The organism is Enterobacter sp. 168J2 (genome assembly GCF_034107265.1).
Classification (GTDB): domain Bacteria; phylum Pseudomonadota; class Gammaproteobacteria; order Enterobacterales; family Enterobacteriaceae; genus Enterobacter; species Enterobacter nematophilus.
Genome location: NZ_JAWNEB010000005.1, coordinates 1 through 14,726, shown reverse-complemented (window position 1 = coordinate 14,726; position 14,726 = coordinate 1). Strand labels below are relative to the sequence as shown.

Sequence of the window (14,726 nt, the reverse complement as noted above, 5' to 3'; positions counted from 1 at the left end):
TACCGTCGCCCGCATTTTCGAAGGAGAAACCATGAAAGTTCGTATCGCTATTGCCGATGAGCACACCATTATCCGTCGTGGCGTCTTATCCATGATCACCAATATGCCCTCTCTTTTCAGCGACGGCTCCCCCCGCCCGGAGTTTTGCATTCAGGGCGATACCGCAACGCCATCTGAGCTGCTTTCACTGCTCTCCCAACAGCCTGTCGACATTCTGTTCCTTGGCTTTTCTCTTGCCACCAGCCAAACCGTTAACCCGCTCAACGGAATGGACGGCGTATTGCTGATTAAATGGCTCAGCCGTAAATATCCGCAGCTTAAAATCATTGTGCTTTCGCCCTACAAAAACACGCAGCTTATCCGCATGTCGCTGGAGGCAGGCGCCAAAGCCTATATTAGTCGGGACACCTGTGAGAAAACCCTGAGCAGAACGCTGACGTCAGTAATCAATGGGGAAGTCTATATTGAGCGCGAGCTGATGCATTCCCTGTTCCAGACCGGCGCGCAAACGGAGCAGGAGCTCTCGCCCCGTGAAATTGATGTATTACGTATGCTTTGCAAAGGGATGAGCCTGACAGAGATCGCCAGACAGCTGCATTTGAGTAATAAAACCGTCAGCGCCCATAAACTGCGCGCGATGGAAAAGCTGGGGGTAAACAGCGACTGCCAGCTCTATTGCCTGCTTGCGAAAACGCAAATGTTCGATATTGCTATCTGAAATAAAAAAACCGCCTGTAAACAGGCGGTAGAGGCAAACGAACGCCTCAACGGTCGCTCTCAGCAATGACACTCAGGGTCAGAAATGGTATGTCATAGCCAGCCACCAGACGCGCCCCGGTTCAGGGATTTGCTGATTTGCGGCGTATCCGAACTGGCTGGCCCCCGCCAGGTTGAGATGCTCGCTGTAGTATTTGTTGAACAGATTCTCAATACCCACGCGGGACTCAAAATGGTCGTTAAACGTGTAGCCCGCGCTCCACGAAAGCACGGCAAACCCCGCGCTCGGGCCGAGATCCTGGCCGGTGACGTTACCTTTGTTTTGCGCCACGCGATGCTGCGGCGCAACCACACGCCACAGTAATCCGGTGCGCCACTGTTGCCCGGTATAGTCCAGCGCCAGCCGCCCTTCGAGCGGCGGCATCTGCGGCAGCGGCTGTTTATCGCTACGATTCTCGCCCCGGGCGTAGCTCATGCTTCCCGTCAGTGCCCAGCCGGGAGTCAGGCTCCAGCTTGCGCCCGTCTCCGCACCCATTACGGCGGCATTGATGTTGCTGGCCTGCGACGGCGTGCGGCTATAATCAAACAAAATGTAATCGGCAGTCCGCCCGACATAGGCCGATGCCCAGGCGCTCACCTTGTCGCCGTGGAACTGCACGCCGCTATCCCATTGCAGGGTCTTTTCTGTTTTCAGCTGACGAAAGCTTTGTTCTCCGGCCTTGCCGGAAAAAAGCTCCCAGTAATCAGGAAAACGTTCGGTATAACCGATGCCGCTATAAAGCATGACGGGTGCGTCAGGTACGCGATACTCATAGCGCGTGAACACGCCGGGCAGGAGATCGTGCCGGGAGCTATTTTGCGCGCTGCGCCGATCGTCCGCGCGGAGGCTATCCAGTCTCGCCCCCACGATGACCGTGTCGTCTGCCGTGACGGACTGGCGCCATTCGCTAAACAAACCCGCCTGGGTAAAACGGGCATCGTCACGCCACGATCCGGCGCTTTTTTTACGGTGGCTTTTACGCATTACGTCCGCGCCGGCGGTAAGCGTGGTGGTTTCATCTTCCCACACGCCGGCAAGACGGCTGCCCATCACCACGCCGCCAACTTCAGACTTACGCTTCGGTCCAACGGGCTGACGCAGGCTGTAGTTATCCATGATGTGGTCAGTATCATTGGCATAGAGCTGCCAGCTAAGTTTGCTGACGTGCTCGCTCAGGTGATACTTCTCCAGTTTTAACGCCGCGCTTTTACGGGCAAAGCGGCTACCATCCATCATCCGACCCGCATAGCGGGCTTTACCGTCGCTGGCCCCCACGCTTAGCTCCGCCAGCGTGTCCTCATCAGGCGTGAGCCCTACCGTGACGCCGCTGTTCCATCTGCGCCACAGGCCCGGCACACGGTTGCCGTGACCATCCCGGTAGTCATCCGCCTCCGAATGATTACCATCCAGGCGGACGTAGCCGCGCGGGTCGCCAAACGCGAGATTAAGGTTTTGATCCGCGCGTCCGTTAGCGCCCCGCAGCAGCTCAGCGCTGCCTTTTAGCTCAGGTACGCTGAAGTAGTCCGGCTGGCGTTCAAAAAGCAATGTTCCGGCGGACCCCATAGGCCCCCAGAGCACGCTTTGTGGGCCTTTAATGACGGTTATCGTGTCGTAACTTTGCGGGGTGATATAGGCCGTTGGGGTATCCATGCGCGAGCCGCAGCCCCCTTGAGTGCTAACGCCGTCTGCAAGCAGCGTCAGCCGGGAGCCGAACATCCCGCGCAACACCGGATCGCCGTTACTCCCGCCGCTGCGCAGCACGGAAAAACCCGGGATGTTTTTTAGCGCGCCCGCACCGTCGCTGGCAGGCAATTGTTGTGTTGGAGTATGAGCCGGAGCGATAAATGACGCGGGATCGCGATAGTGCCCCTCAACGGTCATCGACTCTTCAGCGTATGCCGGCAAAGCGGTGGCACAGCTGAGAGCCAACAAGAGTGGACGGGAGGCGAGCAGGGAACGAATACCGCTCGCGGTGATACCAGACATAACACAATTCCGTTTCGGTAAAGAAAATAAGCAAGGCGCTTATTGTCTTCATCCCCTGCAGCGGAATACACGACCTGCGGGCAAGAAGGCCCTCAGGGAAATCAGGAAATATCTGGCGGATAACGGAAATCTCAGGGGCGCGGTTCAGAGCGCTTCGCCCAGGCGTGCCGTTTGCTGTCGTAAAAAATCCATCAACCGCAAACAGGCCGGAGAGAGCGGCTGCCCGGCGTTTTTGACGATGCCCACATCCATATAGGTAATACAGTCGTCAATGGTGCGCCGGATCACGCGCTGACCGCTGAGCGCCCACGGGCGATAGACCAGATCGGATAAAATCGTCACCCCCTTTCCCTCCGCGACCAGACTTCGAATCGCCTCAAAGGAGTTGGTGCGAAAATGAATGTCAGGATGACAGCCCCGGCTTTGCCAGTAGTCGGATATCACGTCGGGATAGTCGTCCGTCACCAGCAACAGGAAGGGCACCTTTTCCACCTCTTTTAACCGAAGCTCCGGCAGGCTGAGGAGAGGATGGCCGATGGCGGTCCATAACCGGCGCGGCGAACGGATCCACGTTTCGACTTCAAGCGTACTATCGTGGCTGATATTGGAGGTCAGCAAAAGACAAAAATCGAGATCTCCCTGACGCAAGGCCTGAAGCAGTTGCGATGCGGGCGCCTCATGAAACGCCGTCTCCAGCAGCGGAAAACGCTGCGCGATATCGCCCCAGAGATTCGGCAGCAGATAAGCGGAAAGGGTTTCGGCAATACCAATGCGTACGACGCCGTTAATCGCCTCAGGCTGCTGATGGAGATCCTCCACCGCCGCGCGGCTATCGTGGAGGATCTTGCGGGCATGGTTGAGAAATCGCTCGCCCACGGGCGTTAACTGGATCCCTTTTGCATGGCGGATAAAGAGAGGGGCATTCACCGCCTCCTCCAGATTACGCATAGAGACCGTCATGGAAGATTGCGATATATGACAACGGCTGGCCGCTTTGGAAATTTGTAGTGTTTCCGCTAACGCAATGTAGAACTCAAGTTGCCTGAGAGTAAACTTCATAGTTTCAGCCAATACCGTGAGATGAAAATATTATATTAGCATTTAATTCTGCACCGGCAGTACTCTAAAGGCAGACAAAACATTTATTATCAGGAGCCTCTATGCCCTATTTTTTTCTCAGTCTCGCGGCCTGTTTTTGGGGGGGTAATTATGTCGTCGGTCATTTACTGGTGGCGCATGCAGACCCGATTATATTATCCGCCGCACGCTGGATACTGACGGCTCTTCTTTTATCCATGCTTTATATCAGGCAGATCCATGCCCAGTGGCCGATGATGAAAAAGGCAAGTGGTACGATTATATTTCTTGCGCTGTGCGGACAGGTTATGTTCCCACTCACGCTCTATATCGGCCTGCAATATACTTCATCTCTTAATGCAGCTATTTATTTATCCACAACGCCAGCCCTGGTTTTATTGATAAATAAGCTGGTCTTTAAAGAGAAAATATCGGTGCAGAATATTGCAGGGGTTGTTCTCAGTTCATTGGGCGTCGTCTGGCTGGTCATGCAGGGCGATCTGCTGCATCTGGATACGCTTAAAAATCTGAATCGCGGCGATATCTGGACCATGGGTTCTGCCGCCAGCTGGGCCGTTTATTGTGCCTTCTTGCGGATGAAGCCGAACAACGTCGGTGGGAACGCCTTTGTGGCCGTGAGCGCGGTCTTCGGTGCCCTGGTGTTGTTACCGGTACTGGGGATATCGTTGATAAAGACCGGCTTACCTGACTGGACGGCCTATACCGCACCGGGCTTTTTAAGCGGCCTGCTGTACCTGGTAGTCTTTCCTTCCTGGCTCTCTTACCTGCTGTGGAATAAAGGCATTGCGGCTATTGGTGCAACCCGCGGGGAGATTTATTCCCACCTTATTCCGCTGAGCGGCGGTCTGTTCAGCGTGATGTTCCTGCACGTTACGTTGCATTCGTATCATCTGGTCAGCACGGTACTAATTCTGTTTGGCATTGCCCTCTGCTCTCGCGCCTCGCAAAGGAAAGTCGTGAAGATTGAAAGCGCAGACGAAAAAGTACAGATATGAAAAAGGCCCACGTTATAAATAACGTGGGCCTGAATAGTGGCGGAACGGACGGGACTCGAACCCGCGACCCCCTGCGTGACAGGCAGGTATTCTAACCGACTGAACTACCGCTCCACTGTTCCCGCTTGGGGAACGAGGCGCATATTACGGTGTGCCTCCGATCTCGTCAACGCTTTTTCTCACGTTTTGAATCGTTTGCTGCAAAATTCACCCAACCGATGATTTTACAGGCATTGTGGCGTTTTTTCAGGCGCGCCACATGCAGCTTCCGCCCTTCTTCTGCACCAGGTCGAGACGGGATTCATGGTTAAGTAGCTCTTCATCACTGGCTAAAACAACCCGCAAGCGGTTTGCCTGGCGGACAACGCGCTGAATGCCCGCTTCGCCCTGCGTCTGCTGTGACTCATTTTCCATGCTGAACTTCATCGACGTCTGTCCGCCGGTCATTGCCAGATAGACGTCGGCCAGGATCTGGGCATCGAGCAATGCCCCGTGCAGCGTTCGCTTGGTGTTGTCTATTTCGTAACGTGAACAGAGCGCATCGAGGCTGTTACGCTTGCCGGGAAACATCTTCCTCGCCAGCGCCAGGCTATCGGTCACTTTGCAAAAGGTGTTTGTTTTCGGAATATCGCGATGGAGCTTACTAAACTCATAGTCCATAAAGCCGATATCGAACGAGGCGTTATGAATGACGAGCTCGGCGCCTTTGATGTATTCCAGAAACTCGTCAGCCACCTCACCAAAGGTCGGTTTATCCAGCAAGAACTCATCGGCAATACCGTGAACGCCGAACGCCTCTGGATCCACCAGCCGATCGGGTTTGAGGTACACGTGGAAGTTGTTCCCCGTGAGACGACGGTTCACCACTTCAACGGCACCGATCTCAATGATCTTGTGCCCTTCGTAGTGCGCACCGATCTGGTTCATACCGGTGGTTTCGGTATCGAGGACAATCTGGCGAGTAATTGCAGTGCTCATAGCGGTCATTTATGTCAGACTTATCGTTTAACTGAACGTTTCAAATACAGGAAGTCTACCAGAGATGCGTAAACAGGTAGAAATTTTCACCGATGGATCTTGTCTCGGCAACCCGGGGCCCGGCGGCTACGGCGCGATTATGCGCTATCGCCAGCATGAAAAAACTTTTAGCGAAGGCTATTTCCTGACCACCAACAACCGTATGGAGTTGATGGCGGCCATTGTGGCGCTGGAAGCCTTAAAAGAACACTGCGACGTGGTGCTCAGTACCGACAGCCAGTACGTGCGCCAGGGCATCACCCAGTGGATCCATAACTGGAAAAAACGCGGCTGGAAAACAGCGGATAAGAAGCCGGTTAAAAATGTCGATCTCTGGAAGCGTCTGGATGCGGCATTGGGTCAACACCAGATTAAATGGGAATGGGTAAAAGGGCATGCTGGTCACCCTGAGAACGAACGCTGCGACGAACTGGCGCGCGCGGCGGCTTTAAACCCGGCCCATGAGGATGCAGGCTACCAGCCTGAATCCTGATCAGGGCTTTCGGTACTGCCGCGTTGCGCCAACGGTCTGCCGGATAGGCGTTTTCGATTTGCTCTGCTTCATCGGATTAAGCGTAAGGGGGATGGTTCGCTTACGCGCAACGATAAACTGCATGCAGCCTAAAGCGGGCAAATGCGTGCTTAACAGCACTCCCCCCTTCCGCGCCCACGGCAGTACCTGAAAACCGCCGTAGCAGAGCACTTCAAAGTTCAGCAGTGAAAGCCAGTCGAGCTGGCGCATCATGGTGAACATTCGGCTGTTATAGGGTGGCGTTCGGCGCAGCACGGGCACCAGCTTGCGCAGCCCCATCAGGCTCAGCGGATTGAATCCGCTGAGGATCAGCCAGCCGTCGTCAATCAGCACGCGATCGGCTTCACGCAGCATACGGTGAGGATCGCTGCACCAGGGCAACGCGTGTGCAAGAAGGCACGCATCAACGGATTTCTCTGCAAACGGCAGATGCAACGGGTCTGCCTTTACCTGAACCGGCGATCCGCCGAGAGAGACGTTAACCTGATGTGAGATAGCGCAGCTTTCGGTATTGATTTCCGCGCTGAGATTGCCAATCTTAAGCAGGTGAAAGCCATACATTTTCGCGAGCCAGGGCTTTAGCTGCTGCTCCAGTGCTTCGCGATAGTATTCACCCCAAGGCAATTCCGCCCAACGTTCCGGTGCTGCGACAGTCTGAGGTATCCTTGCCGGTTTCATCAAAACACCCGCCACGCTATAAGAGGTAATGTATGAATCTTATCAGTATTCCCGCTTTTGAGGACAATTACATCTGGGTTTTGGTCGATGACGCTCGTCGATGCGTCATTGTCGATCCCGGCGAATCCGCCCCTGTACTGAGCGCCATAACTGAGAACGGCTGGCAGCCAGAAGCCATTCTGTTGACGCATCATCATAACGATCACACTGGCGGCGTGCAGGAACTGCGCGCCCATTTTCCGCATCTTGTGGTGTACGGACCGGCTGAGACACAAAATAAGGGAACGACGCAAGTAGTCGAAGAAGGCGAAAATATCCTCATTCGCGAGTGGGAGTTTTCCGTATTTGCCACACCAGGTCACACTTTGGGACATCTGTGTTTCTACAGCAAGCCTTATCTTTTTTGTGGCGACACCTTGTTTTCCGGCGGCTGCGGAAGGCTGTTTGAAGGCACGCCTGAACAGATGTATCAGTCTTTACAAAAGATTAGTGCGTTACCCGATGACACCCTTATTTGTTGCGCCCATGAGTATACATTAGGGAATATGAAGTTTGCTGCAAGCCTCTTACCTGAGGATCGGGCGATTCAGGATTATTATCACAAAGTGAAGGAGTTACGTGCAAAAAACCAAAATACACTGCCCGTAATTCTGAAAAATGAGCGCCGAATTAATTTATTTTTACGAATAGATGATATTGATTTAATTAATAAAATTAACCAAGAAACAAATTTGCAACAACCAGAACAGCGATTTGCATGGTTAAGGTCAAAGAAAGATAACTTCAGATAAATGCGGGTTGCCTTTTCAAAATTTCGCCGTTATCATCGCTCGTCTTTTAAGCAACTATTGACACACACATGAAGGCAAAAGCGATATTACTCGCCTCTGTCCTGCTTGTAGGTTGCCAGTCGCAGAACGGCAGCAACGTACAACAGCACGCACAGAGCCTTTCTGCAGCTGGTCAAGGGGAAGCAGGGAAGTTTACAAGTTCGGCGCGCTGGATGGACGATGGGACATCTTTCGCGCAGGAGCAAGACTTGTGGACCTCTATTGGCGACGAGCTAAAGATGGGAATTCCGGAAAACAGCCGGATTCGCGAACAGAAACAGAAGTATTTAAGAAATAAGAGCTATCTCCACGATGTAACGTTACGGGCAGAGCCGTATATGTACTGGATAGCCGGGCAAGTTAAAAAACGTAACATGCCTATGGAGCTGGTACTCCTACCCATAGTGGAGAGCGCTTTTGACCCACACGCGACGTCTGGCGCCAATGCCGCAGGCATTTGGCAGATCATTCCGAGCACCGGGCGAAACTATGGTCTGAAACAGACCCGCAACTATGATGCGCGTCGCGATGTTGTCGCTTCAACGACAGCCGCTCTCGACATGATGCAACGTCTGAACAAGATGTTTGACGGCGACTGGCTGTTAACGGTCGCAGCGTATAATAGCGGCGAAGGTCGTGTACTGAAGGCAATGAAAGCGAATAAAGCACGGGGTAAATCCACCGATTTTTGGTCGCTCTCACTGCCACAGGAAACGAAGATTTACGTACCGAAAATGCTAGCCTTGAGCGATATTCTCAAGAACAGCAAGCGTTACGGTGTACAACTGCCAACACCAGACGAAAGTCGTGCACTGGCGCGCGTTCGCCTCAGCAATCCGGTTGATATCCAACAGGTTGCTGATATGACGGGTATGTCGGTAAGTAAATTGAAAACCTTTAATGCAGGCGTTAAAGGCTCAACGCTGGGGGCAAGCGGCCCGCAGTATGTAATGGTTCCGCAGAAACATGCTGAGCAGTTACGTGAGTCTTTAGCATCGGGTGAAATTGCCGCCGTTCAGTCAACGCTGATCGCCGATGCTTCATCCGTTAGCAGCCGCAGCTATAAGGTACGTTCAGGTGATACGCTTTCAGGCATTGCCTCACGTCTTGGCGTGACGGCGAAAGATCTGCAGCAGTGGAATAATCTACGCAGCTCTGGGCTGAAAGTGGGTCAGACGTTGACCGTGGGTGCAGGTAGCAGCGCACAGCGTCTCGCCAGCAACAGCGATAGCATTACCTATCGCGTGCGCAAAGGCGATTCACTGTCCAGTATCGCAAAACGACACGGCGTGAACATCAAAGATGTAATGCGCTGGAATAATGATACTGACAATCTGAAACCGGGCGACCAGCTGACGCTGTTTGTGAAGAACAGCGCCACGCCAGACTCCTGATAGCACGATCGAAAGATAAAAAGGCACCGATTCCCCTCGGTGCCTTTTTTGTTTATCCCGCTTTTTGCGCTTCAGCCATGATGGTGTCGCTCGTAAATGAGCCATCCGCCTGCAGTTCAAAGTACGCCTTCACCTCTGCGGACGCACTCTCCTGGTAAAGCCTGATTGCCTGGCTTAACGCTTCCGGGGTACGCATACGGGCGATCCAGGAGTTGAACTCCAGCGGTAAACGGTCTGTTATTAACGAGCGCGCAATCAGCCCGGCTTCAGTGATAAACGATAACCACTCCCCGCTGGCGTAGTTTTGCACGTGCGAGGTGTCGCGCAGCGCTTCGACCGTCTGCAGCCAGATATTACGCACCGGATGTCCGGGAGACATCACATCCATAATGATGAAGGTGCCACCCGGCTTCAGAACTCGTCTGACTTCGCGCAATGCCTGGCCAACGTCATGCCAGTGGTGTGCGGAATAACGGCTGATCGCCACATCAAACGACGCGTCATCAAACGGTAAAGACTCCGCATAGCCCTGCCGCGTATCAATATTGTTCAGCCCTTTCGCTTTCGCCGCCTCAGCAACGACGTCCAGCATCTGGCTGGATAAATCATACGCGGTAACGCGGGCCACCTTCTGCGCAGCCGTAAAGCTGGCGTGCCCTGCCCCACAGCCCAGGTCCAGCACGTGCGCCCGCGGGAATGCCGCCAGACGTTCACCGAGACGCACCAGATCGCGACCTGAGGCATGCACGGCGCTGCTCAGATAAGCACTTGCCTGAGAACCAAACTGTTTTTCTACGTTGTCATGATGGGAGTGTGTTGTTGTCATCGTACTGTCCTTTGTTGGTTAAAAATAAAAGGGCAGCACCCGCGCAGGCCTGCCCCACGGCAGACCTGACACACCATTATTTATCAGGCTTGCCGGGACTGAATTCAACTAGTAGAGGGTTGTGATCCGAAGCTCGCGTCACCAGAACGGAGGCGTCGTGCACGTTCAAACCGCGATAGAAGACAAAGTCGAGAGGACGACCAAAAGCTTTTTTACGCTGGTCATCACTGAAGCGAACTTCACGCAGGGACATTTCGCGCGCAAAGCGATACAGCGCATTCATGCGCGGACGGCTCCAGGCATTAAAATCGCCGGCCATGATGATCGGCCCGCTGTGATGCGCAATCTGATCGCCAATGGGAAGTAACTGCTTACTATATACATCCACGCCGAGGCTAAAGTTTACCGCGTGGATATTCACGACCATCAGCATTCGGGTATCCGGCAGCGGATAGACCGTCACCAGCGCGGATTTCGCCAGACGCAGGATAGGTTCGCGCTCGCGGAGCGGGCAACAGTAGACCGGATGTGCAGCAGAAAGCGTCATTACGCCAGAGGGATGCTGCGGCAGGACAAATGCCGGCACCTGGTCAGCGGCAAGGTAGTTCGTGGTGGCAAACCGAACCAGTTCAGGGGTAGTTTGTGCCTCCTGGAGCAAAACCAGGTGGGCATCTTTTCCAAAATTTTTGAGGACCGATAACCACTCCGCACGCTGCTGCTTGAAGATATTCCAGACCAGAACCCGGATTTTATCATCGCTGCTTAACGGTGTGCCGGCGGGTAATGCCTGGCTTATGCTCGCAAACGACCCCGGAGGTAAGATCCTCTCCGCGGGCATTCCGGCAACATAACGCATGGCATAGGTATTTTTTCGCACTTTTGGAAACAGCCCCTGTAACATGAACCAGCCCTGAAAACGGACTGGTTCTAATGTTATAGGGACTTTAGGTCACACTTTCAACGCAATTTCTGAGAAACCGCTTTCCAGTTTTGTAAGCAAGCACTTACTGATGTTATCCCAGCGCTACGCGGGCTGGCTTATCGAGGCGTCCACTCAGGCCAATCAGCAGGAAGGCGACCAGGACAATCACCGCACCAATCCATGGGGTCTGGGTTAATCCGAAGTGTTCGACGGTTTGTCCGCCAATAATGGAGCCCAGCGCAATACCAATATTAAAAGCGGCAATATTCAAACCGGATGCCACATCCACCGCATTTGGCGTATAGAGCTCGGCTTTCTGGACAACGTAAACCTGTAGCCCGGGCACATTACCGAAGGCGAAGATCCCCATCACCAGTACCGTGATCAGCGCGGCGTATTGCATTGAAGCCGTGAACTGGAAAATCATCAGCAGAACGACCAGGGCGGCGAAGATAAATTTCAGCGCCGGTACCGCACCATGCTTATCCGCGAGCTTGCCGCCCCAGATATTGCCGATGGCCACAGAAATACCGTATCCCAGCAAAATCCAGCTCACAGCATTCGGGGAGAAGCCCGCCAGGTCCTGCATCATCGGCGCCAGGAAGGTGAAAGCGGTGAATACGCCGCCATAGCCCAAAGCCGTAACCGCATAGATGATAAGCAAACGCGGATGGGTAAGCACTTTCAGCTGATCGTGCAGGCTGGCACTTGCCCGTCCCGGGATATTCGACGGTACCAGCAGCAGGCTGGTCACGAGAGCGATAACGCCCAGTAAGGAGACGGCCAGGAACGTTTCACGCCAGCCGAAATGCTGTCCGATAAACGTTCCCAACGGTACGCCCGTGACCAGCGCGACGGTCAACCCACCGAACATGATCGCGATCGCTGAAGCCGCTTTCTCTTTGGGAACCAGACTGGTTGCAATGGTGGAACCAATCGAGAAGAACACGCCGTGTGCCAGGCCGGTCAGCAGGCGGGCAATCACCAGCGTGGTGTAGTCCGGCGCCTGCCAGGCCAGAACGTTGCCAGCGGTAAACAGCACCATCAGCGCGACTAACAGCTGCTTGCGCGGAAAACGTCCGGTCAGGGCCGTCAGCACCGGCGCGCCGACGGCAACCCCCAGGGCGTAGATGGACACCAGCAACCCGGCTGAGGGCAGCGAGATGGCAAGCTGGTTAGCGATGGTGGGAACCAGTCCCACGATAACAAATTCGGTCGTGCCAATTGCAAAGGCACTGATCGTCAGGGCAAGTAGCGCCAGTGGCATAAAATACTCCGTATCATCAGGATTAAGATGACAGGCAGTATGCGCCAGTGCTTAAATAACAAAAATGGTCAAAATATCAATAGAATTTTGCAGGTGGTGCAACAATGAAAGCAACGTCGGAAGAGCTGACAATCTTTGTCGCCGTCGTCGAAAGCGGCAGCTTTAGCCGCGCAGCCGAGCAGCTGGGACAGGCTAACTCGGCCATAAGCCGTTCGGTGAAAAAGCTGGAGATGAAGCTTGGGGTGAGTCTGCTCAACCGAACGACGCGGCAGCTCAGCCTGACGGAAGAAGGGGAACGTTATTTCCGCCGCGTGCAGTCGGTGCTGCAGGAGATGGCAGCTGCGGAGACGGAGATTATGGAAACCCGCAGCACGCCGCGCGGGTTGCTGCGTATTGATGCAGCCACGCCGGTTGTGCTTCATTTTCTGATGCCGCTAATCAAACCTTTCCGTGAACGCTATCCGGAGATGACGCTCTCTCTGGTCTCCTCCGAGACGTTTATTAACCTCATCGAGCGAAAAGTGGATGTGGCTATCCGGGCGGGAACCCTGACGGATTCCAGCCTGCGGGCCCGCCCGCTGTTTGCCAGCTACCGCAAAATTATCGCGTCGCCACAGTATATTGCTGAATATGGTAAACCGGAGACGGTTGAAGAACTGAAGCAGCATCTGTGCCTGGGCTTTACGGAGCCGGTGTCGCTGAACACCTGGCCTGTTGCCTGTCATGATGGCCAGCTTCATGAAATTACCTGCGGGATATCTTCTAACAGTGGAGAAACGCTGAAGCAGCTTTGCCTGGAAGGGAATGGGATCGCCTGCTTGTCAGACTATATGATTGATAAGGAGATAGCGCGGGGTGAACTGGTGGAGCTAATGGCCGATAAACGTCTGCCGGTAGAGATGCCTTTCAGCGCGGTATATTACAGCGACAGAGCGGTGAGTACGCGCATACGCGCCTTTATCGACTTCCTGAGCGAGCATATAAAAACAGCTCCCGGAGGAGCTGTGTGAGGGTTCAGGTTACAGAGGGTGGGACAGACTTAATCCCAGCCAGGGGCTAAACCTTCCGGGCTGACCAGGCGATCGTTGCACTCCAGTGCTGCGATCGCTTTTTTGTCATCGTCATCCAGATGAAGATCGAGCGCTAACAGGTTGCTGGCCAGGTTTTCACGTTTAGTTGATGATGGGATCACGGCATAGCCTTCACCCATTGCCCATGCCAGAATAACCTGCGCGGCAGTCGCGTTATGTTTCTCTGCGATACGGATAATTACCTCATCTTTCAGAGCCTTACCGTAGGCCAGCGTCATGTAAGAGGTAATGTGGATACCGTGCTGCTTTGCCCAATCCACGACTTTGCGGTTTTGCAGGTATGGAGACAGCTCAATCTGGTTGGTCGCAATATTCTCAGCGCCAACAGCGGCAATCGCCTTTTCCATCAGCGGGATGGTGAAGTTGGAAATACCAATTTCACGGGTCAGGCCCTGCTTTTTCGCTTCCAGCAGCGCCTGCATGAACTCTTCCACAGAAACGGCATCATTCGGTGACGGCCAGTGGATCAGCGTCAGATCGACATAGTCGGTACGCAGTTTCTTCAGGCTCTCTTTCAGGCTTGGGATCAGCTTGTCTTTGCTGAGGTTTTCGATCCAGATTTTGGTGGTGATGAACAGTTCATTACGCGGTACACCGCTCTCTTCAAGAGCCTGACCGACGGCAGCTTCGTTTTCATAGATCTGTGCCGTATCAATTGCGCGATAGCCAAGTTCAAGAGCGGTTTTAACTGATGCGATAACTACGTCGTCTTTCAGGCGGAAAGTGCCCAGACCAAATGCAGGGAGAGTCATAATATTCCTCAATCGTTATGTTCGTAAACTGAGGAGGATTATTGCCTGTGCTGTTATAGAGAAAAAGATCGCAAAACGCAGAGGATTTTTGCTAATTTCGCAATAATTACACGGTAGATAAGAAAAAAGCCCTGAGCGTTAACTCAGGGCTTTTAATAAGTGGCGGAACGGACGGGACTCGAACCCGCGACCCCCTGCGTGACAGGCAGGTATTCTAACCGACTGAACTACCGCTCCACCGAAGACTGCTTGTAACCACCGGATTAATGCACCGGTTTACTACTTAATTTGATGCCTGGCAGTTCCCTACTCTCACATGGGGAGACCCCACACTACCATCGGCGCTACGGCGTTTCACTTCTGAGTTCGGCATGGGGTCAGGTGGGACCACCGCGCTAAAGCCGCCAGGCAAATTCTGTTAATCTGTATCAGGCTGAAAATATCGTGTCTGTCTCTCACCGCCAAAACATCTTCGGCGTTGTAAGGTTAAGCCTCACGGTTCATTAGTATCGGTTAGCTCAACGCATCGCTGCGCTTACACACCCGACCTATCAACGTCGTCGTCTTCAACGTTCCTTCAG

General features: G+C 53.7%; 14 protein-coding genes, 2 tRNA genes and 2 rRNA genes. 6 read left to right on the top strand and 12 right to left on the bottom strand.

Annotated elements, in window-relative coordinates; all coding sequences use genetic code 11:
• Window positions 1-31 precede the first annotated feature (31 nt).
• A complete protein-coding gene (locus tag USG84_RS14155) occupies window positions 32-718 on the top strand; it encodes a LuxR C-terminal-related transcriptional regulator (RefSeq protein WP_041911170.1) in 687 nt (228 codons plus the stop codon).
• Between the two features lie 78 nt (window positions 719-796).
• Here the strand turns inward: USG84_RS14155 and USG84_RS14150 are convergent, their stop codons facing one another.
• Window positions 797-2,743 (bottom strand): TonB-dependent copper receptor, encoded by a 1,947-nt coding sequence (locus USG84_RS14150; protein ID WP_253540804.1) that lies wholly within the window; start codon window positions 2,741-2,743, stop codon window positions 797-799.
• A 144-nt stretch (window positions 2,744-2,887) separates the two neighbouring features.
• Entirely contained in the window at window positions 2,888-3,802 is a 915-nt protein-coding gene (locus USG84_RS14145) for a LysR family transcriptional regulator (RefSeq protein WP_151413425.1), read from the bottom strand.
• Between the two features lie 101 nt (window positions 3,803-3,903).
• On the opposite strand from USG84_RS14145, the gene USG84_RS14140 reads away from it, so the two are divergent.
• Window positions 3,904-4,836 carry a DMT family transporter gene (locus USG84_RS14140; protein ID WP_253540801.1) on the top strand — a complete coding sequence of 311 codons (933 nt, stop codon included), beginning with the start codon at window positions 3,904-3,906 and terminating at the stop codon, window positions 4,834-4,836.
• Window positions 4,837-4,873: 37 nt separating this feature from the next.
• On the opposite strand, the gene USG84_RS14135 is transcribed toward USG84_RS14140, so the two are convergent.
• Window positions 4,874-4,950 (bottom strand) — tRNA-Asp (locus USG84_RS14135).
• Window positions 4,951-5,082: 132 nt separating this feature from the next.
• Entirely contained in the window at window positions 5,083-5,814 is a 732-nt protein-coding gene (gene dnaQ, locus USG84_RS14130) for a DNA polymerase III subunit epsilon (protein WP_253540799.1), read from the bottom strand.
• A gap of 64 nt (window positions 5,815-5,878) precedes the next feature.
• On the opposite strand from dnaQ, the gene rnhA reads away from it, so the two are divergent.
• Window positions 5,879-6,346, top strand: coding sequence for a ribonuclease HI (rnhA, locus tag USG84_RS14125; protein ID WP_028015610.1), 468 nt, complete (start codon window positions 5,879-5,881; stop codon window positions 6,344-6,346).
• Here rnhA and USG84_RS14120 read toward each other — a convergent pair whose 3' ends face one another.
• Window positions 6,347-7,063 carry a class I SAM-dependent methyltransferase gene (locus USG84_RS14120; RefSeq protein ID WP_028015609.1) on the bottom strand — a complete coding sequence of 239 codons (717 nt, stop codon included), beginning with the start codon at window positions 7,061-7,063 and terminating at the stop codon, window positions 6,347-6,349. It lies immediately after the preceding gene.
• A gap of 32 nt (window positions 7,064-7,095) precedes the next feature.
• Between USG84_RS14120 and gloB the strand changes: the two genes are divergently transcribed.
• Window positions 7,096-7,854 carry a hydroxyacylglutathione hydrolase gene (gloB, locus tag USG84_RS14115; RefSeq protein WP_253540797.1) on the top strand — a complete coding sequence of 253 codons (759 nt, stop codon included), beginning with the start codon at window positions 7,096-7,098 and terminating at the stop codon, window positions 7,852-7,854.
• A 68-nt stretch (window positions 7,855-7,922) separates the two neighbouring features.
• On the top strand, window positions 7,923-9,287 hold the full coding sequence (gene mltD, locus USG84_RS14110; RefSeq protein ID WP_253540795.1) for a murein transglycosylase D: 1,365 nt from the start codon (window positions 7,923-7,925) through the stop codon (window positions 9,285-9,287).
• A gap of 52 nt (window positions 9,288-9,339) precedes the next feature.
• Here the strand turns inward: mltD and USG84_RS14105 are convergent, their stop codons facing one another.
• From USG84_RS14105 to USG84_RS14095, 3 genes are all read right to left on the bottom strand, one after another.
• Window positions 9,340-10,113, bottom strand: coding sequence for a class I SAM-dependent methyltransferase (locus tag USG84_RS14105; protein WP_151413428.1), 774 nt, complete (start codon window positions 10,111-10,113; stop codon window positions 9,340-9,342).
• A 76-nt stretch (window positions 10,114-10,189) separates the two neighbouring features.
• Window positions 10,190-10,990: an endonuclease/exonuclease/phosphatase family protein gene (locus USG84_RS14100; RefSeq protein ID WP_061099701.1), complete on the bottom strand. Its 801-nt coding sequence runs from the start codon at window positions 10,988-10,990 to the stop codon at window positions 10,190-10,192.
• A 136-nt stretch (window positions 10,991-11,126) separates the two neighbouring features.
• Window positions 11,127-12,302 carry an MFS transporter gene (locus USG84_RS14095; RefSeq protein WP_151413429.1) on the bottom strand — a complete coding sequence of 392 codons (1,176 nt, stop codon included), beginning with the start codon at window positions 12,300-12,302 and terminating at the stop codon, window positions 11,127-11,129.
• Between the two features lie 104 nt (window positions 12,303-12,406).
• On the opposite strand from USG84_RS14095, the gene yafC reads away from it, so the two are divergent.
• Window positions 12,407-13,312 carry a DNA-binding transcriptional regulator YafC gene (gene yafC / locus USG84_RS14090; RefSeq protein WP_253540791.1) on the top strand — a complete coding sequence of 302 codons (906 nt, stop codon included), beginning with the start codon at window positions 12,407-12,409 and terminating at the stop codon, window positions 13,310-13,312.
• A gap of 29 nt (window positions 13,313-13,341) precedes the next feature.
• Here the strand turns inward: yafC and dkgB are convergent, their stop codons facing one another.
• From dkgB to USG84_RS14070, 4 genes are all read right to left on the bottom strand, one after another.
• Window positions 13,342-14,145: a 2,5-didehydrogluconate reductase DkgB gene (gene dkgB, locus USG84_RS14085; RefSeq protein ID WP_151413430.1), complete on the bottom strand. Its 804-nt coding sequence runs from the start codon at window positions 14,143-14,145 to the stop codon at window positions 13,342-13,344.
• A 160-nt stretch (window positions 14,146-14,305) separates the two neighbouring features.
• Window positions 14,306-14,382, bottom strand: a tRNA-Asp gene (locus USG84_RS14080).
• 56 nt (window positions 14,383-14,438) lie between these two features.
• Window positions 14,439-14,554, bottom strand: a 5S ribosomal RNA gene (gene rrf, locus USG84_RS14075).
• A 73-nt stretch (window positions 14,555-14,627) separates the two neighbouring features.
• A 23S ribosomal RNA gene (locus tag USG84_RS14070) occupies window positions 14,628-14,726 on the bottom strand; the annotation flags it as partial.